At 39.5% G+C, this 20,998-nt stretch carries 15 protein-coding genes; 5 read left to right on the top strand and 10 right to left on the bottom strand.

What is annotated here, in order from left to right:
- Positions 1–29: 29 nt before the first annotated feature.
- From minC to minE, 3 genes are all read left to right on the top strand, one after another.
- Complete coding sequence (gene minC / locus AC21OH_RS12375) at positions 30–830, top strand: septum site-determining protein MinC (RefSeq protein WP_487371126.1); 801 nt, start codon at positions 30–32, stop codon at positions 828–830.
- A gap of 441 nt (positions 831–1,271) precedes the next feature.
- A complete protein-coding gene (minD, locus tag AC21OH_RS12370; protein ID WP_486536632.1) occupies positions 1,272–2,084 on the top strand; it encodes a septum site-determining protein MinD in 813 nt (270 codons plus the stop codon).
- A 2-nt stretch (positions 2,085–2,086) separates the two neighbouring features.
- A complete protein-coding gene (gene minE, locus AC21OH_RS12365) occupies positions 2,087–2,371 on the top strand; it encodes a cell division topological specificity factor MinE (protein ID WP_486536631.1) in 285 nt (94 codons plus the stop codon).
- Between the two features lie 232 nt (positions 2,372–2,603).
- On the opposite strand, the gene AC21OH_RS12360 is transcribed toward minE, so the two are convergent.
- The 8 genes from AC21OH_RS12360 to pilG all read right to left on the bottom strand — a co-directional run bounded on the left by AC21OH_RS12360 (position 2,604) and on the right by pilG (position 15,017).
- Positions 2,604–3,161: a cytochrome b gene (locus tag AC21OH_RS12360; protein ID WP_487371125.1), complete on the bottom strand. Its 558-nt coding sequence runs from the start codon at positions 3,159–3,161 to the stop codon at positions 2,604–2,606.
- Positions 3,162–3,188: 27 nt separating this feature from the next.
- Complete coding sequence (locus AC21OH_RS12355; RefSeq protein ID WP_487371124.1) at positions 3,189–3,785, bottom strand: hypothetical protein; 597 nt, start codon at positions 3,783–3,785, stop codon at positions 3,189–3,191.
- Positions 3,786–3,930: 145 nt separating this feature from the next.
- Positions 3,931–5,124, bottom strand: a complete 1,194-nt coding sequence (locus AC21OH_RS12350) for a chemotaxis protein CheB (protein WP_487371123.1) — start codon at positions 5,122–5,124, stop codon at positions 3,931–3,933.
- Position 5,125: 1 nt separating this feature from the next.
- Positions 5,126–11,302: a hybrid sensor histidine kinase/response regulator gene (locus AC21OH_RS12345; protein ID WP_487371122.1), complete on the bottom strand. Its 6,177-nt coding sequence runs from the start codon at positions 11,300–11,302 to the stop codon at positions 5,126–5,128.
- Positions 11,302–13,392 (bottom strand): methyl-accepting chemotaxis protein, encoded by a 2,091-nt coding sequence (locus tag AC21OH_RS12340; RefSeq protein ID WP_486536626.1) that lies wholly within the window; start codon positions 13,390–13,392, stop codon positions 11,302–11,304. The genes AC21OH_RS12345 and AC21OH_RS12340 overlap by 1 nt, the downstream gene beginning before the upstream one ends.
- Positions 13,393–13,580: 188 nt before the next feature.
- Complete coding sequence (locus AC21OH_RS12335) at positions 13,581–14,114, bottom strand: chemotaxis protein CheW (protein WP_486536625.1); 534 nt, start codon at positions 14,112–14,114, stop codon at positions 13,581–13,583.
- A gap of 6 nt (positions 14,115–14,120) precedes the next feature.
- A complete protein-coding gene (locus tag AC21OH_RS12330; protein WP_486536624.1) occupies positions 14,121–14,483 on the bottom strand; it encodes a response regulator in 363 nt (120 codons plus the stop codon).
- Positions 14,484–14,630: 147 nt separating this feature from the next.
- Complete coding sequence (gene pilG / locus AC21OH_RS12325) at positions 14,631–15,017, bottom strand: twitching motility response regulator PilG (protein WP_486536623.1); 387 nt, start codon at positions 15,015–15,017, stop codon at positions 14,631–14,633.
- Positions 15,018–16,148: 1,131 nt separating this feature from the next.
- Between pilG and AC21OH_RS12320 the strand changes: the two genes are divergently transcribed.
- Positions 16,149–16,871, top strand: a complete 723-nt coding sequence (locus tag AC21OH_RS12320; RefSeq protein ID WP_486536622.1) for a response regulator transcription factor — start codon at positions 16,149–16,151, stop codon at positions 16,869–16,871.
- Between the two features lie 100 nt (positions 16,872–16,971).
- Complete coding sequence (locus AC21OH_RS12315) at positions 16,972–18,978, top strand: ATP-binding protein (protein ID WP_487371121.1); 2,007 nt, start codon at positions 16,972–16,974, stop codon at positions 18,976–18,978.
- A 94-nt stretch (positions 18,979–19,072) separates the two neighbouring features.
- On the opposite strand, the gene AC21OH_RS12310 is transcribed toward AC21OH_RS12315, so the two are convergent.
- On the bottom strand, positions 19,073–19,978 hold the full coding sequence (locus tag AC21OH_RS12310) for a histone deacetylase family protein (protein ID WP_487371120.1): 906 nt from the start codon (positions 19,976–19,978) through the stop codon (positions 19,073–19,075).
- A 148-nt stretch (positions 19,979–20,126) separates the two neighbouring features.
- Positions 20,127–20,960, bottom strand: a complete 834-nt coding sequence (locus AC21OH_RS12305) for an OmpA family protein (RefSeq protein ID WP_487371119.1) — start codon at positions 20,958–20,960, stop codon at positions 20,127–20,129.
- Positions 20,961–20,998: the final 38 nt, after the last annotated feature.

The raw sequence follows: 20,998 nt of genomic DNA, 5'->3' as shown, positions 1-20,998 counted from the left end.
AGTTTGATATCAAATTTAAAGGATTATTAATGACAGCTGTCAATGATGCTACCCCTGCAATCAAAATGTTTGGCAAGATGCTGACTTTTTCGCGTATATTCCTTCAGACTAATGACTTAGACGATATTGAAAACAGTCTACAATCCATGCTGAGTAATAAAAACAGTCAGATACCTGTCATTATCGAAAGTGATATCGAACAAAACCTACCCGAGCTGGTTGAGCTATTCTGGTCATGGGGTTTACAGCCAATTGGGGTAGTTACAGGCATATTAGATGATGACGCAAAAGCAATGCGTTTGGCCATCTTCCCTGGTGATGGCAAACGTATTGAACGTATCCGCCCCACCAAAAAGATTACACAAAACGATCAAACCTCACCAACCCAAAGCGAGTCTCAGGATACTTCAACTAAGCAGCCAAAAAATTTAGAGCCTGACAACACTGATAACATTGCTACTGAAGTTGTTGATTTATCCCACTGCGATGAGCTGGTTAGCATGATCTATGATCAGATGCTGCGCTCAGGACAAAGCATCAATCATGTTGGCGGTGATTTAATCCTAACCAATAGTGTGAATAGCGGTGCTGAAGTTATCACTGACAATAACCTGCACATATATGGCCGTGCCAGTGGTCGTTTAGTAGCGGGTGCAACAGGCGATAAAGATGCGCGAATTTTTTGTCAACGCTTTAATCCCTCTTTAGTCTCTGTTGCAGGTACTTACTGTTTACGCGACAGCATTCCTGAAGAAATGCTAGATAAGTCCGTTCAGGTCAAATATGTTGAAGGCCAAGGTCTCGTTTTTCAAATTATGAATGACGCCTAGGCGACCTTACTCATCACAAACAGGGGTTTGGAACATAATTACATTATCTCTTATAGACTCAGATTTGACTATAATAGTGTCGCAATTGTGAGGCGTTGGTTGAGAGTTATTCCGATACTGTTACTTTAAAATCATATGTGATACCCTTACAACATATAATTTTGGTTACTATATGTATGGGCAAGGTGTATAAACGTTTAGTAAATAAGTACTAATAGTTATATTCAAGCTTAAATCTATGCCGTGTACTTTAACGAAGATAGTAGTGAAGTAATAGTAATTAATCGGTTTAATTTTGCTTAATACATATTGTATGTCATCTATTGGCCGTTATATATTATTGGCATCGCCGAGAATTATTAATTGATAATGAAGGGTGTCATTATATATCATCGTTAAAATTTTAAACAATATAATTTAGACTTATAGGAGTATGCCGTAGTGGCAAAGATCGTTGTAATTACCTCTGGTAAAGGTGGTGTTGGTAAAACAACAACCAGTGCATCATTTGCTGCAGGACTGGCTTTACGTGGTTATAAAACAGTTGTCATTGATTTTGATGTGGGCTTACGTAACCTTGATCTATTGATGGGTTGTGAAAACCGCATTGTTTATGACTTCGTTGATGTTATTTCTGGTAACGCGCGTCTTTCTCAAGCACTGGTTAAAGATAAACGACTGGATAACTTATTTATTTTACCTGCGAGCCAAACTCGAGATAAAGATGCTTTGACAGACGAAGGTGTCGCAGAAGTTATGGAGGAGTTATCCAAGCAATTTGATTATATTATTTGCGACTCACCTGCTGGTATTGAACGTGGTGCGCAGCTTGCAATGTATCATGCGGATGAAGCGCTCATTGTTACCAACCCAGAAATCTCATCAGTACGTGACTCTGATCGTATCATTGGTGTCTTACAAAGTCGCACTAAAAAGGTCGAAGAAGGTACAGGAACCGTGCGTGAGCATCTAGTTATTAATCGCTATAATCCTGAACGTGCTGCTGCAAACGAGATGATGGACATTGATACTATATCAAACGATATTTTGAAAGTGCCCTTATTAGGCGTTATTCCTGAGAGTAATAGTGTGCTTGAAGCATCAAACCATGGTGAACCCGTTATTCATTTAAGCGACTCCCCTGCTGGACAATGTTATGATGATATCGTGGCACGTTTTTTAGGGGAAGATAGACCTTTACGTCACATAGATGTTAAGAAGAAAAGCTTCTTACAACGCTGGTTCGGAGGTTAGACATGTCTAGAAAAAAAGGATTTTGGAGTAACTGGTTTAATGGTGATACCAAACAGACTGGCAGTGCTAACATGGCCACGGAACGTCTTAAAGTTATTGTCGCCAGTGAGAATCGGCTAAATTCGCGTTTAACTAACGATCGAATTGAAACGATGAAACGTGAGATTTTAGAAGTGGTTAATAAATATGTGAATGGTGTACAGATTGATGATGTAAATATTAATCATCGTCATGAAGATCATTTGGATGTATTAGAGATGAATATTAACCTGCCTGACAAAAAATAAACGTTTGACTCTATCGTTATAATAAGATGTCAAATATAGTCAATAAAATCTAAAATGGTTATAAGGTAACCGAGTGCAAGTACTACTATAGTAGGCTTAACGAGGTTAACACAGTAACCGTTCAGTATTTCGCTGACTATACTTTATTTATTAAAAAAAGGAGCATTATGCTCCTTTTTTGTGTATTAAAAAAACAATTTTAAGGGCTGTCGTGTATCGCTATCTTCCTACTCTACTTCATCCTAGAAAGAATATTGTCTTTTTTAATGAACTGATGCTGTAATGCGGCTAATATGTGAAGTACAGTAAACGCAACGATAGCCGGCCAAATAACATCTGTATGAATGTCATTGAAAAAACGTGCTTGTGTTCTATCAGTAGCAAGCATTGAGGGTAAATCAAACAGACCAAACATATCGATGCTACGACCGCCATACCAAGTCATTAATATGCCAGTAATAGGCATTGCAAACAATAATGCATAGAGTATTAGGTGCGATATTTGTGCTATGAGTCTTTGCCATCCCGGCATGGGTACGGGGGTTGGAGACTGGCTAATAACTCTAACGATGACACGCGCTATCATCCATAATAACAAACTCACCCCAAACGCCTTGTGCAGCGCTATAAAAGTGGAACCATCAGAGTTTTTATGTATCATTATCATCGCCCAAACGATGACTAACAATATGGCGCTCCCCCAGTGGAATACACGTACTGCAGCTGACCATCTATCAGGTCTAAATAGAAGTGTTTCACGTGTTATGTTGTTGCGAGAGAAATTGGACATAATCTACTCATTATTATTAATAATTTATTAAGCATCTAATAAATAACTGGTTATTGACTCTATATCAGGCACGACATAGATGGTACTGTCTATTTGTACGGCCTGTGACACATATGGATAATCAATATTATAGCTATCTTCTTCAATATCGTTAATATCAGCGATTCTCAATTGGCGTAGTTCAGGTTCACCATATATTAATAGCCCAAATGGCGTTTGATCTTTTGTACTTGAAATGACGACCAATGTGTTGGTTTCACCGTAATCAGGTACTAGCGAATAAATGGGTAATGAATGATTGTTCCATTTTACATAGCGCTTTATTTCAGAACCTTTTTGATCATCTTCTTTAGCGGTCTGATTTTTAGATACTTGGTTCTTAGATACCTGATTGTTAGATATAAGGTCTTTAGCTATAGATTCATCAGTCACATAGCTTTGTGTGTCAGTACTGTGCTGTATCCCATTTTCTTTTATAGGGTCCGACTGTACGTCAACGATCATACTTGAGGGAAGTACCCAGTCCGGCGAATCGATCGCAGGTATGATAGTGATGTTTAATGCACCTGCATGAACAGTTAATAAGCGCTTAGACTCATTTTTGGTTTGGTCATTTGTACTCACGACAGCCTCGCTTAATTAGCTGGATAATAAGGTATTAAAGTATTGCAGCTGACTTGTCATGCAACTACTATGAATAGAGCTTCTTAATAAATATAGCTACTAAATATAGCTACTAACTAAATATAACTACCTATATTAATCTCATTTAATTTTGAATAAACGTTTGTAGATGATGCGCTAAATCAGCAGGTGCTTCAAACCACCTCACCCATTTCAACGCCGTTATGTTCGACTTAGTATCTTGATAATTAAAGATATCGTTTTCATGCTTCGTGTTATCAGCATTGCTATGGCTATTTTGCACCCACAACTGACTATTATTTTCTTCAATCTTAGCTTTATTTAAGTCTACTGTGCTAACAACGTTTTGGAAAACTACGCTTATAAACTGCTCACCAAAAGCGTCGCTACAGTTATCAATCAGTTGTGCCATATTTAAAAGTTGCAAGGTGTCTTCGTTGGCGTCATCTTCTATAGGTAGCGTTGTTTCAGATGTCTCTGCTTCAACGGTAAAGATCTCAGTGATACTTTCCTCTTTAGCCTTTGCAGGTGTGTTTACAATAGCACGTCCTGTTGAATCAAAAACTACTTTTTGATTGGGCGGCAAGACATAGCAATAGCCAGCCTGAATATTCAGTGATAATGATATAACTTGGCTCTGCCACTCATTATTCTGGCTAATATGCTGAGGCAAGCTATATACCTCATGACTCTGTATATCTTGTACCAAAAGCACTGCTATGGGTAATGTGCTTGGTAAGGCATCCATAAACGCTTTAATGGCACCACTATCATCTTGTGTACCACTCAGTAATATGACATATTCCCAGGGTCTAAACTTTTTAGATGCTATGGACTTTTGTGCAGTCGCCGGTAGATCGATCATACTACCTATTTTACGTTTGAGCTTGCGTTGCCATTTTGCATACAAATTAATTTCATTTAACTTAGGCGCCTGATCAAATCCAACCAGCATTAGTGACTGTGGTATGCCTTCTAATACTTGATAGAGGGTGTCATCGTAATGGCTATCGACCAACCATATATCTGCCGCAATATAGGTAAATTGTTCCTGATTAGCGATCAGATTTTCTGGTTCAAGACATGCTATCAACTGTAAACCAAGCTTTTCAATAGTATCGCTAAAGGCTTGCCTTTGATGCTCACTTTCAGCAATTACCATGACTCGTAGCCCGATCTTATCTTGAGCAGCTGGGTTTTGAACCGTCTGTTTGCGTGCCATTTGTTTGTACGCCACTTGATTGTGAACAGCATTAGCGTCCTCAAAGGGCGTAGCATTAGACGACTCATCATGCGAATGATTGGGTTGCTTAACCACTCTACACCCCGGATCTCTGCTTTATTAAGCCTTGAATGGCATTGATCAGCTGCGCTTCTTGGAAAGGTTTACCCATATATTGATTCACTCCAATATCAAGTGCTCTTTGGCGATGTTTATCTCCAGTACGTGACGTTATCATAATAATAGGCAAATTTTTCAAAGCGTCATTGTCATTACTTCTAATTTGACAGGCTACCTCAAATCCATCCATGCGAGGCATCTCTATATCTAATAACATCAGATCAGGCATTAACCCTTGTAATAGCTCTAGCGCTTCTACGCCATCTCGAGCCGTAATGGTTTTGTATCCTTGACGTTCTAATAATCGAGACGTCACTTTGCGTACCGTGACCGAATCATCCACAATCATAATCTGCGGTACAATCCGTTTGCCACTATGCTGCTGTCGAATATTTTGCTGGTTTTTTATGTTGTTTTGTACTGTCTTTTTACTCGGCACATGACGCATCAAATCTAACACGTCAAGAATCAACATAACTGTACCATCTGCCGTTATCGTCGCAGCTGAAAACCCTTTAACGTTCAGAAGTGGACGATCTAATGGCTTCACCACAAGCTCAATATTAGAGCCAATAATTTCATCAACTTGTATTGCTATATTTTGTCCCGTTTGGTTCTTGATAATGACGACAGGTACGCTGGTATTTTTATGGTTAGACAGCTCATTGGGAAGCACACCAGACAACATCTCATTTAGATAACGCAAACGGTATTCGGTACCTAAAATCGCAAACATTTTTTGGTTTGACTGATAAAAACGTAGCAAACTCTTAACACTGACACGTTCAACACGGGATACTTGAATAAGCGGTATTGCATAATTCTCATTTCCAACACGAACCACAAGGGCATCTGTTACCGCCATGGTCAATGGCAATCTAATAACAAAACGTGATCCCTCCCCTGATATAGATTGAGCTGAAACTGTACCTCCTAACTGACGGACTTCGCTTAAAACAACATCCATCCCCACACCGCGTCCAGATATTTGCGTCAAGCTATCTGCAGTACTCAGTCCTGCATGGAAGATGTATTGAATAATTTCTGAATCACTAATTATACTCTCGTCACTACCTATTAGACCTTGGCTAACGGCTTTACGGCGCACCGATTCAACATCAATTCCTTGTCCGTCATCATCCAAGGTTATGATGATTTCATTGCCCTCTCGCTCGACAGCCAGTTCAATCCTACCCTTACTAGGCTTGCCCAGTTGTTCGCGTACCTCTGGTGTTTCGATACCATGATCGACTGAGTTACGTAACATATGCTCAATAGGTGCCGTAATACGATCTAAAAGGGTTCTATCAATCTCATCATGTTCATTGATGAACACCAGTTCTACCGATTTATTAAGCTCATTTGCAGTTTGACGTACGGTACGCTGTAAACGTGGAGCGATATGAGTAAAGGGCATCATTCGCGAGGTCATTAGCTCTTCTTGCAACGCCGTTTGCGATTGCGAGAGTTGTAAAAGCAGGTTTTCGGTGTCTCGTGTTTTATCACTGAGGGTGGTTTTAATATCCAATAAATCAGAAGCTGACTCAGACAAAGATTTAGAGAGCTGATTGAATATAGAATACTGGTCCATCTCAAGCGGATCAAAGCCATCTGGCGCTTGTAAGTATTTATCATTGATTTGTGAGCGCACCTGAGACTCAAGCTCCACCTCCATATGGCGTAACTGATCTGATAAACGCTGTACGGTTGATTCCATTTCATCAATAGTTTTAGTTACGCTGCCCATACCCAGTTCGATACGTGAACGATGCACAACAGACTCGCCCGACAAACTGATCATATTCTCCATGACATCTGACGGAACTCTGATGACTTCATTGCTAACCATGGCCGACTTATCAGCTTTGGATGCCGCAATAATATGGGGTGGCATCTCATTGATGTCACGCAGACCTAAACGGGCTTCACGCCACTGCTCATGACGCTCAATAGCATCAGTATAGGCTCTCAACGAATAGTCAGTAGTTGTTTGAGCATCTACTGTTAGAGCGTCTACGTGGTAATCTTTGGTTAATGCAGATAATTCGTTATCTAATGTATCTGCTACTGGTGGATTGATACCATGTTTGATTAGGTACAATGCTTGGATTAACCAGTGATGCGCTTGATCTAAAGTAGGGAGCGCTTGCGATAAACCTTCCGGCTGTTTGATAAAATGCTTATAGGCCGCTTCTAAGGCAGTGATAATATCAGCGGTTGCATCAGCAAATATCATGCGTGCTCCGCCTTTGAAATTATGCAGCTCTCGGGTTAGCTGTATAAGCGGTTCGCTCGCTTCTAATGAGTCATCTTCCTCAATGTCTATATTGAGTACCGTATTTTGAAGCGCATCAAACTGGGTTTTGATACGTTCAAGAATTTCATCCGCCTCTTCAATAAATATTGCAACAATATCTGGATCAGGCATCACACCTTTCCAAGATTCTGTTTTTAATCTATCAAACTCTAGCTCAGAGGAGTCCATTAAGTCAGTATTTTCACTGTCACTGCTATAACTGTTATCGCTACTGTCAGTATGTCGGTCGTTACCATTTGGGACTTTGACAAGCTCATTAACTGACTGTGGCTCAGTACTTGCAACAGTAGGCTTTAAGCGTTCCTTATCATTATCTACAGAAGCATTTGTGTCATCAACCGTGGCATTAGTGTCAACAGGAGAGCTAACACTTGTATGGGTTGGTTTAACATTTGCATCCGATACATCCGACTGGACTGGCGCCGATTTAGCCATCTGAGTAAAGTGTTTGACTTGCTTAGCAGAGAGCGTTCTTGTCGTTGAAAGCTTATGCAGCTCGGTCATCAAATCTGGTACGAAGAAGGACTGACCATCATTTATTAAGGTTTCAATTTGAGCGGCCACCGTGTCTTGTACTGTTTGCAATACTTGTACCCAATTGGTATCGGGTTTTATGGCATCTTTTTGAATGAGCTCATAAATAGTTTCGGCTTCATGAGTAAGCTCAGCCATACTATCGATACCCGCCATACGGGCGCCGCCCTTAATAGTATGTAGATTACGTTGTAAGCTATTGATAAGCGTAGTGTCTGTAGGGTCAGTTTGCCAAGTTGCCAGCTGCTGACTAACTTCGTTATCGATTTCTTGAGCTTCTTCCAAAAATATTTGTAATAGCTCCGGGTCTGCCTCTATAAGCTCAATATTAACTGGGTTTGAAAAGTCTAAATTCTCATCTTTGTCAATTGAATCTACATCCTGTGATGGATCGTTTTTGGCTTCTTGGTCTTTTTTGGTAATCAGTTCAGTTTCGACGAGTTGTTCAGATTCTTCAGTAGGCCTTGTCTTATTAATTGAGTCGGCTTCGTCTATCTTGTTTGTTTCGTCTATCTTGTTTGTTTCGTCTGTATTGTCAGTATTGTCAGCATTTGTCACATTGGCATCATTGTCATCATTGTCACTATCTGGCTCTAATTCTGACATCAAGTTTGAATCTATGGCATTGACTTTTTCTTCAACCTTTGTTGTCGGAGTTATCGCACTACCGCTTATAGTGTTTGATGTTTCTGTTTCTGTTTCTGTTTCTGTTTCTGCAATAAGAATATCATCGCTATCTATCGCATTCAGACGCTCAATAACATTATCATTAACTTTAAGAGTCATGCTGCCAGCTAGTGCATCAAGCAGTCCAGTTAACTGATCATGTCCTTCAATAAGTGCATCAAGCACGACAGGGTTTTGTGATAGTTTAGGTGTATCAGTAATGAGCTGATAAATACGATCAAGCGCCTCTAAGACAGTAACAAATTTTTGTCCACCTTCAACACGGGATAGCAAAATCTGGCATTGATCATGTAATTTAGCTGCATAATGAATAACTTCATCGTCGTCGTTACCCAAAAATGCAGCTTGTAGATTCCATTGGGCATCAAGAAGATCATCGACTTCGTTGTCAATCAAGTCGTTAGCATTAAAGGGAACTTCTTGCAATGCGCCCCTATCATCGGTGGTGTCGAATGCATGACTCAATCCATCCACATCTTCTTTGATTTGAAGTGAAGAATCAGACTCAAGATGATGATTGATATAATGCTTAATAAGCTCTACAGAATGATGTACAGCTTGAATATGGCCCGCCTGCATAGGCGCATCGTTTCTCTGTAACTTATCTAGCGCATTTTCGACAGTTGCGCTGATTTCACTAATAGCTGTTAGGGATTGGCTACTTGCTGCACCGCGTAATGTATGAAAAGCACGTACCATAGTATCATCTATAAATGCCGTATCTTGCGATGATATCTTCGACAAACTCTTGTCGATATCTTCAAGTAGCTCATGCGCTTCTTCAATAAATAGCTGTTTTAGCTCCTCTTCTATATCGTGGTGAGCGCTTTCAATATAAATATGTGTGGCTGCTTTTAGACGCTCATTGGCATCTGTCATATCTATAAGAACGCTTTCATACTCATCATCATAGTCTACAAGCGTATAACTCTCGTTTACATCGCTTTCACTGGCAGCGCTTTCAATAGCAGTATTTTTACTAATATCATTGTTATAGCCGCGTTTACGTTCATTGTATTCATCGCTATAGTCAACGCTATCGTCTATCTTTTCGTCCACGTTATCGTCAATCTTTTCTTCAATGCTATCGCTATCAAATATATTATGTTCATAATTTATATTATTTTGAGAGTCAGCAGGTGTTTGATAATCTGACGGCTCATAAATACTAGCCTCGTTATCTATTTGATCTATTTGTTGTGCGTTATTGCCGGCCTGATCGCTCACCTCGTAATCAGTGCGCTTATCTGTGCCTAAAGTCGAATCTAAGGTAGGTCTTGATACAGTCGCAGTTTCTGATTCTATAGACGCTTGATCTGAAATGTCTTCTTCAACGATTAAGCTATGTTCATCCGAGGTCTCAACGTCGGCTAACGCCTCCCCTTCGATGTTAATTTCGTTAATACCTTCTGCATCAGCGATCATATCAGCGATAACATTGTAATCGAAATCAGCGCCATTATTCTCATCATAATAAGGATGCTTTTTGGCATAAATATTGGCACAAGCTATCCATATGGCGACTTCTGGTGGATATTGGTTCTGAAGCTCGTAGATTTCAATAAGTGTAGGATAGGCGGCAATGACATCGTCTAAGAGCTGTTCAATACCAGAGGTCAAACCAATACTTTGATCTAAAACGCGATTCAACATATTCTCAACTGCCCAAGCCAGCTCACCTGAACTATTGGCACCCACCATACGCCCAGAGCCTTTGAGAGTATGGAAATTACGTCGTATCTCTTTTAAATAATGAAGCGTATCCTCTGAGTCCGTATTAGCGTCTTCTCGGTATTGATCGTACAGCGAGTTAATGGCTTCTAAGACCTCTTGCGCCTCTTCAGTAAAGATCTCTTTAATTTCGTCATCCGTATCATGATTGTCCTCTGGTACGATCACCTCATTTAACGAATTTTTAAAAAGCTCATACTGAGTTTTAACCCATTGTGTTGGCTTAGAGGTGAGCGTCATATCTTCATCTAAACGAGCACTTATAAGTTTGTCATCACTTGCACTGTCACTGTCACTATCTGCATAAGCCGTATCATGGGATGAACTCGATAGTGATTTATTCTTATGCTCATTGTTTATAAAATTATTATCTATGAAATTATTGTTTATCAAACTAGGGTCTATAAAACTAGTGTCGCTGGCATCGTCTTGATTGTCATTAGAAGCATCGTTATAAACAGTATGATCATAGGTATCAGTATCAGTATCGAATATATAAGTGATATTCTCTGACTTTAAAATATGTTGCAGATTAACTGTATGCTGCTCAATGTCTTCGACTTGATAGTTGCCTTCTTCATAATACTGAGTAAGCTGGTATAGAAGATGCTCGCTCGACTCTTGGATAGTCTTTGTATAAGACAACGCCAGCATACCACTTGCCATATTATGTGCCATCACTTCAAGTAATTTGGCAAAGCGTGCAAGATCGTCTTCTTTAGCACTAAACAATAGCCCAGAGATATGCTCATACTCTTCTGTAACATCAGTAAATTCAATGCTAGCAGGTGAGTCTTGCAACACTGGTCGCAGCTCTAATAGCTGCTCTTGTATCATTGGGAACATCCAATCGGATGTCAGCAATAAACTTGAAGAGGGGCTCATTATTGATCCTTTAACGACGGCGTAGCATCCTGACCTATTTTAAAACCAGCAACTGACTGTTGGAGTGAAGCTGCCATATCATTCAACTGACCCACCGAGCGTGCTGTTTCCATTGTACCAGCCGTAGTTTTTGAGGTGATGCTTTGAATGATGTCCATAGCATTAGAGATTTGATTTGCTGAACTGGCTTGATGTTTAGACTCACTTGAAATATCTTGAACAAGTTCGGCTAAGTTATTAGAGACCAGTTGAACCTCTTTTAGAGCCTCGCCTGCATCTTTTGCTAATTTTGCACCCTGTACTACCTCAGAAGTGGTGGCTTCCATAGACATGACAGCTTCATTGGTGTCTGCTTGAATGGTTTTGACCAAAGTTTCTATTTGTTTGGTGGCACTGGCAGAACGTTCGGCCAAGCGCTGTACTTCATCTGCAACAACGGCAAACCCTCTACCAGCATCGCCTGCCGTGGATGCCTGAATCGCGGCATTCAACGCCAATACGTTGGTTTGGTCCGCCAGATCATTAATAAGGCCAACAATATCTCCAATCTCTTGTGATGACTCGCCTAAGCGTTTAATGCGTTTAGAAGTTTCTTGAATTTGATTGCGTATGCTGTGCATGCCCTGAATAGAGCGCTGGACCACGTCAGCCCCATTATGTGCAATCTTTACAGAACGCTGCGCTACTGATTCTGATTTTTCGGCATTTGAAGATACTTGTTGAATGGAGGATGCCATATTACTAATAGCTGTAGATACTTCTGTAATCTCTTGCGACTGCTGTTTGGAGGAATCTGCTAAATTGGTGGCCGTTAATTGAGTCTTTTGAGAAGAGTCAGCAACATTTGACGCCGTATGATTAATCGCTGAGACCAGAGTACGTAATTGATCAATAGCATAGTTCACTGAGTCTGCTATCGCACCCGTTATATCTTCTGTAACCGTAGCATTTACAGTCAGATCACCATCTGCCAAATGCTCAAGCTCATCAAGCAGTTTTAAAATCGCTTTTTGGTTACGCTCATTTTCTGCCTGAACCGTACGTGCTCTTTGAAACTCAATTTCCATCTCATCACGCTGGCGTAGCGTGTCTTTTTCTATTAACAACCGCTGTGCAACACGGCTCGCTTTGTACAGACGGTATAACACATAGCCTGCGGCTATTAAACTTAGCAAAAATAGTATTGAGGGGATGATAATACCAGGGCGCAGCAAGATATTTCGGTTTACAGGGCGCAGGCTGTCTTGAGTGGTCTTGGAGAAGTTACTGATGGTATTTGCCCTTTGACGTAACCCCAAGGCAGGGATACTGGACTCTTCCATTTGCACTATGGCAGGCTTTATTTCATTCTCAAATAAGCTTTCAATGCTGGTAAGTGCTGGCAGGCGATCACGATAGACTGTGCGCTGATCGGCTAATGAACGCTCAAAAGCGGACACATTGCGCAATAGCTCAGCGGTCGATGTTTTTGCGCCTGAATTTAACAAACTGACTTCGTTGCCAATTTTTTCTGAGCGCACCAGCTGTTTTTGTAAGGTGGCAATTTGGCTAGCTGACAAGTTGGCTGCTACTGCTTGACGGGTCGCCGTACCATATAGCTCTTGTACAGAATCAATCGCAGAGATTACCTGCTGATTCATGGTGTTTAACGCCTCGATTTTGGAGCCGTTTTCGACTATATAATCTAAGTCTGCTTTGACATCTACCCACTGTCCACTTAATTCCTTATAAGCCGTTTTGTTGTCCAGGGCGTTGTTTTGAACTGATTTTAGCGCTTCATCGTAGTTGCGAATATCATCTTGTAACAGCTGCTGTGCTCGTTTGGTTTTCTCATTGTCCGTTGAAAATACAGCTTCATTAGCATGCCGAACAAAGTTATTGGAATACACTTCCAACTGATTGACGTTACTTACGTACCCTGTGACCTTAGTTAAGGTATAAACCAAATAGAGGAAGCTAAGAAAACTTAATAAGCCCAAACCAATGAGTATATAAATCCATTTTTTTTGCTCTCTATCAGTAGCCGCCAGCTGATTTCTATTTGAAGCTTGGTTAGCATTTTCTACCGGTAGCATGGTTCCATCTTTCATCCAGTCAATCCTTAAGTTTGGTTCGGTTCTACAAGGCCTTGAACAACAGTTTGATAATATTTTTATTTATAATGCAAAACATAAATTGTTTAATATAAATTTAATAAAATACGTTTAGCTAATGAGCAATTACTACTGGTCTATGTTCTATCGTTTAGATATAGGCAACAATGAGATAAAGGTACCAATTAGATAGAAGCATCAATAAAACGGGGGTCTTGCGTCAGTAAACTTGGCATAAATACAGGCCACACCTCACCATCTTGAACAAACTGACCATGATTGTAAGGCAATGCCGGGGAATCCTTCGGTACACTTTTGGCAACGTAATCATCTTTTGAGAAGTTTTTTATACTCATGACGTTATCAACGACCAGACCAAAAGCGCTTTCATCACGCTTTATAACCAAAAGCTTTCGATTTGATAACTGAGCAGTATGACTATTTAAATTCAAATATTTTGCCAAATCGGTTAGGGGAACTAACTCTCCACGAATATTAGCCACCCCCGTGAGCCAAGACTTGGTTAACGGGACTTTGGTAAATGTTGTTGGTATTTGCCTAACTTCTGTTATCTCACCGATGGGCGCCACAAAATTCTCACCGCCGACCTCAAAAGCAACGCCTTTCCAATCTGGCTCTTCTGTCTGCTGATGGTTACTGGTGCGCGATTTAGCGATACTATCTAAACGCAGCAGCTCCATAAATCCTTTTAAAGCCACGGCCAATTATCCTATAACTGAGTAAATGGTAGTTAATAATTCATTTTTTTGAACCGGTTTAGTTAGATAAGCGCGTGCGCCTTGTCTTTTACCCCACACCTTATCAGTTTCTTGACTTTTAGTACTGATCATAACAATGGGGATATGGCTGGTTTCGTCGGTTCGTGTTAATTTACGCGTCGCTTGAAAGCCATTCATTTCGGGCATGACAATATCCATCAAAATAATATCTGGCTGAATCTCTAACGCTTTTTCAATGCCAAGCTGGCCATTAACCGCCTCAAACACCTCAAAGTTATGTGCTTTTAGTAGCTCACGAACTCTTGCCATCTCAGATTGTGAGTCTTCAACTACTAAAACCTTAAACATTTTATCTCTCTCAAATTTAAGTGCCCACTATTTAAGTGCTTATTTTTTTAAGTGTCTATTTTTTTAAGTGCTTATTTATAAGTGCTTAATATTTTAAATGCCTACTATAATTTTTATCTCATCATTCCTCTAATAAACAATTATGCGTCATGCCTGCTTATGATATTGCCTAATAGCACCATACAGCTCATCTTTACTAAATGGTTTGGTCAGGTACTCATCTGCACCAACTATACGGCCACGCGCCTTATCAAATAGCCCATCTTTTGAAGACAACATAATCACAGGTGTATCGACGAAATCTGGATTGTTTTTGACGATTGCACAGGTTTGGTAACCATCAAGACGTGGCATCATAATGTCGATAAAAATGATATCTGGGTTGTGATCTGCAATTCTCGCCAAAGCTTCAAAACCGTCTACGGCGGTGATAACATCACATCCCACACGTTGTAACAACATTTCAGCTGTTCGGCGTATGGTTTTTGAGTCATCAATCACCATGACTTTTAAGCCATCAAAACTTATATCCATTACGGTTATCCTGTATTATAAATCTTTCAAATTATGCAAATTAAATTATATCCTGCTTAGATGTGTATCGCCTATTACTTAATAAACGTATCACTAAATTAACGCTTCACTTAATCAACTTTTCACTTAACTCATTTTTCACTTAAACTCATTTTTCACTTAATTAACTTTTCCCTAAACTTACTTATAATTTGAATAGTAATCCGTTAATTAGCGTTACTATTAATTCAGCTAAAAAAACGAATAGTTTAAGCTGATAAGATAGCACATTACCGCCCTCCCTCGTGCAACATAGTGATAAGTTTGGTCATTAATCTAGCTATAAACAGTGTTTAAATTCTTAAATTCAAAACGAACTCGCATTCTTTTAAATATTTAGCTCACTTTATTAGCTCATCTTAAAAGATACACAACAGCAACAATGATGCTATTTTTAGCATAAATTGAATAGGTTTACTACCTATTTCAAAGCTTTCGCTCGATATAAGACTCTAATGTTAGAATTTAAATTTTGTATATTGAGTATTTAATAAGAGTCTATAAAATTCTAATAGGGCGTAAATCTTATAACTTAATCATAACCTATTAAAGTTCTAATTGGCTTATTTAATTGGCTTAATAATTCATTTAATTAATTGTTTATTAAATAGCTATTTATTGATTATAGATGGTATTCGTTATTGTTGCGAATTATAACAAGTCATATAATCTATTGATTAACTATTACTTCAAATACGAAGTGCACGTAAATTAAATACGAAGTGCGCGTCTTAACAGCAATTAAATAGTTGGACAACTTAGACATCGTGTAACAATAGCGATGAATAGTAACAATATGTGTATTGTCGAGAGGGTCTATAATTAGGCATTATAAGTGTTATATGATAAACCTCGTTAAAAACAGCGCTTTTTAGGCTGATAAGTATAGTGCTATAAATAATGTGAATGTATATAAAATAATTAAAATGAATAAATATAGTTGGGCGAATTAAATACGAATAGTCACTATTCTAAAAACAAGTAGTCTAATCTAAAACAAATAGTCTAAGTACAAGCGCCTTAGCATAACAATTAACGTTATAGAAATTAACGAGTTTTATTTTTGAAAATTAACAATTTATAAGGAATAACATGAGTAAAAGTATATTATTAATCGAAGATGATCCAGATTTGGCAGAGCTGATTAGTGATTACCTCACAATGAACTATTATGAGGTGCATCATGCGCCAACAGGTCAAGAAGGTTTGGATATCTTGGAAGCCAAAGAGCGTGGTATCGATTTAATCATTCTAGATTTGATGTTACCTGATATTGACGGTATGCAAGTCTGTCAGAAAATTCGTGGTAGTAAAAACACTCAAACTAATAAAGTACCTATTGTCATGCTGACTGCCAAAGGTGATACGACTGATCGTGTGCTTGGTTTAGAGATGGGTGCAGATGATTACATCGCCAAACCCTTTGAACCTCGTGAGTTGTTGGCTCGTATTAGAGCAGTCTTACGCCGCCATGAGCAGCCTAATCAAACCGATGGGCAAACTGACAGCTTGACCTTTGGCCGCTTGAGTGTATTCCCTGATAGCCATGAAGTTACCATTGATGATAAGCCCGTACGCTTAACCACGCATCAGTTTCAGCTATTACACTATTTTGCCACTCACGCTGGTAAAGTGCTTAATCGTGAACAACTGTGGCAAGCCATGCCAAATGATGACAGCTCAGACAACATTGATCGCGCAATTGATGTTCATATTTCAAGGTTACGTGCCTTGATTGAAGACAATCCGCGCCAGCCTAAACGTATTATTACCGTTCGTGGGGTGGGTTATCAGTTTGCTACTGATCAAGTCTAAATAAATTGAACATAAAACGTACGGTATTTATTAAATGCCATTTTTTATCATAGTCCATTTAATAATAGTTCAATTGGCGCTATCTAAAGTTTAAACATGTATGGCTAGATTTGGCTTTAAATCCGTCTTTAGTAAATTGTTTACTAGTGTTGTTTTGACACTGGTACTTTTTGCTGTGGCTATGATTACTTTAATGAACGTTGTGCATAATAATTCTGCTGATGCCCGCTGGGAGGTGTTAGCCAATCAGATAGTGAGTCAAGTTGATCCTTTTATTGATGAGTTAGATAATGCCACGACCATGCAAGAGCTTTTAGAAGCTCGGTTTATGCTGGCTGTCATAAAAAAAAGCTTTGATGTATTCGACGATTCGCTTCAAGCCAAAATGGGCCTATACGACCGTAACGGATCACTGCTTATTCAGACAGACGATAGTGACTTACCTGATACCTTGCCCGAAGATCCCTCCTTAATGACTCGAATACTTCCCGCCTTTTTTTCCTCAGATAGAGTTAATGTAAAGGCCATGAGTGATCGGGGTTATACGTTATTATATGAACCGCGTAATCCCCCTCAGCGCTCAGAATTATGGGCGGTATTAAACTTATTTACCGGTACGCTTACCTTATTAGCTTTGATGTCTGGCGTTTTGTGGTGGATTGCACGTTCGATGACGTGGCGTATTAATCAGATGAGTCGTCAAATGGAGCAATTGGGTGATGGGGACTTTAGTGTGCGCGTCCCTGCCAAAGGTACAGATGAGATTGCAAGCTTAGCCAAAGGGTTTAACCATGCTGCACAGAAAATCGAGCAGCTCATTAATGCAAACAACTTACTACTGGCGCATGCATCACACGAACTGCGCACCCCAATTACTCGCATTCGCTTGCAGATCGAAATGATGGACATGCTTACAGATGAGTTGACCAATACCGCAAAAGCAAAATTCCAAAAGCGGGCTCAAGCGGTTAATCGTGATTTAACGGGGCTCAATGATTTAGTGGAAAGTATATTATTAGTCAGTCGTTTAGATGCAGGACACGCTGTGCAATCTGTTGAACGGGTTGATCTCTATGAGCTTGTCTGTCAGGAGTGTCAACACTATTCGGATGCGACCTTATATGGCAAGTCACTCGTTATGAATGGTCAACCAAAACTGTTGATACATTTGATTCGCAACTTATTGAATAATGCCCTTATACATGGGCAGCCACCTATTGAGGTTCATGTATATGGCGTGGTCAATGCGAATGAAGCGCCTTACCCACCGCCTCATCTTGAAACGCTGACCACAAAACCTCTAGAGCAGGATGCCAACCCAGCCCATACTGAGGCGCTTAGCGTTACTAATGATTATGTTAGTACTAGTTCCAGTTTCAGTTCAAATGTCAGTACGGGCAATAATGAACGCGCTACAATAACGGATGGTAGTGCTATGATGGCGAATGGTAATGAGGATAGTGAGCTCAAGACCAAATCAAATCAACCTGAGAATACTACAAAACATGCATCCTCTATAGATGATTTAGAAACTGCAATAGACTCTAATAACGCCGATGCAGTCTCCCATACGGCTCATAGTAAAGATTCTCACGAAAACACAAGCGCTACTAATTCGAGCGCTACTAATTCGAGCATTGCTAACACGCGCGTTACTAAAGAAATAAAAGGTGCTAACAACATAAAAAGTGATGATAAGCCCTCTGGTAAAACGACGGGTACCGAATCTACCCCGCAACAAACAAATAAAGAGTCTCAGAAACAGGCTAAAAAAGGTAAATCAGAGGCTGGTATGCTAAACGATATCGGCTTTGCTAAACGTCTGCGTCGACCCAAAAGCGATCCAGTTATTCAGCCAAATTATGCTGTCTTATCAGTTATAGATGAGGGTAGTGGTATTCCTCATGATAAGCGGGAAGAAATTTTTAGCCCCTTTGTACGTCTACAGCAGCAGAAAAAGGGCTCTGGATTGGGGCTATCTTTGGTGGCACAAATTGCAGAAGCCCATAATGGTCAAATTCGAACCGATACATATAATGGACGCACACGCTTTATGGTCGTACTGCCAATCAATCAGATGCCGATTAGTGAGAAAAATGTTGACTAGCGAAAATTCTGATTATCGCAATATAAACCACCTAACAAACAGTGTTGCTATTTAAAACTAATGTAAAATATCTACATTACTTACTATTAAGTGGTTAATTAAAATAAAGTTTCTGTGCTACTCTAAATGTATTGCAGTGGGCTTCAACAATATCATCTATATCTTCAGAATATCCGCCACCCATTACAATAGCTATTGGAATATTATTAGTTTTGGCTTGTGTTAGCACAAATTTATCCCTTAATTTGCAGCCCTCTAGTGTCAGCGAGAGCTTACCTAGTTTATCAGTGGCCAGCACATCGACTGCCGATTGATAAAAAATTAAATCAGGGTTATGGTTTGCAATCAGTCTTGGTAGTATTTGTTCCAAGGTCAATAGATATTCGTCATCTTCTGTACCATTATCAAGCTCAATATCTAAATCAGAAGGCGGCTTTCGAAAGGGATAGTTCTTTGCTCCATGCATACTAAATACAAATACTCTTGGCTCATGCGCCATTATGCTTGCATTACCATTGCCTTGATGTACGTCTAAATCAACAATTAGTATTCGACTAGCTTCTCCCCTATTTAACAGCAGATTGCTTGCGATACAGACATCGTTAAAAACACAAAACCCTTCACCATGATCTGCAAATGAATGATGTGTGCCTCCTGCAACATTTAATGATACGCCGTAGTGTTTTGCATAAAGCGCGCATTCATAGGTGGCATGCGCAATATACCTGCCACGCTCAACCAACTCAGGTCTCATCTCAAAGCCAATAGTTCGCGCTTCTTTTCGCGTTAGGGTTTGTGTTTTAAGCTTGTGCCAGTATTCATTAGTATGGGTAGTCAGAATCTCTTCTTCAGTTAATTTGTTTGGCGCAAAAAAATTATCTTTACTTAAAGTCTCTTCTTGCATCAAACGCTCAGGTATAAGCTGATATTTTTGCATAGGAAAGCGGTGCTTTTGTGGCACTTCGTATAGATAGATTGGGGAGAAGGCAACTTTTAACATAGCGTATTTTTAAAACGAGCTTGTGGATGATTGATTTAAAACGTTGATTTAAAACTATTGAATTTATTGTTATACATTAAGAAAGGGACCAACTAAATGTTGATCCCTTTCTTAATGTATAGGATGAATTAGCTATTAATCGACTATATTAGTCTTGTACCACGGTCACATCAAGCGTCACTCTACGGTTAGGCTGCAAACATTCGATCTCTTGCTGGCGAGATAGATTGCTTGGACATTGATTTACAGGTTGTGACTCTCCAGCGCCAACAGCTATCATGGAAGCTGGATTTATACCGCGTTCCACTAAATAACTACGGACGGTTTGCGCGCGTAATTGAGATAAATTCATATTATACATATTGTCTCCTTTACGGTCTGTATGACCTGTAATAACAATACGAGTATCACCACTTTCTTGGTACTCTCTTAACTTATTTGCTAAATCATCTAGTTCACGACGGCCTTGGGGCAGCATATTATCAGGTTGCCATTTATCGAATTTAAATAAAGCATCTGCACCTAGATTTATACGCTCTTTAATTGGCTCTTCAGCAATTTTCGGTCTACTAGGAGGACAATCAGCAGGCTTCCAATAAAACTCTTGAGCTCTATAATTGGCATCAAAGATAACTTTATATTGACAAATTTTGACAGACTCATCTGGTCTATAAAACTTCATAATATAGTCCCATTCACGAGCGTATTGAGCTTCGTTAAAATGCGGACGACCAATAAGCTGATAGAGCTCATCCTTTACAATACCAGGTTTTATTTTTTGAAGGTTTTCACTATTTGGAAACTGCCCTTCAATCTGCCATGCCTCTTCCAAATCTGGAAAGACAATATTATTACCTTCAATATGTCCCTCATCTGTAATCCCTTCACTAAGATACTTAGTACCCATACAGCCTGTCATAGCTATCATAGTCAGGCTAATGGCACCTAGACTAGATAATTTGGTTAGGTGATTCTTTTTCATAAAACTTCCTTAAGAATTTATAATAATAATGGCGAATG

The sequence above is a fragment of the Psychrobacter sp. CX10 genome (assembly GCF_057621575.2).
The sequence above is the reverse complement of the archived record's forward strand: the minus strand, read 5'-3'. Positions and strand labels throughout refer to the sequence as shown.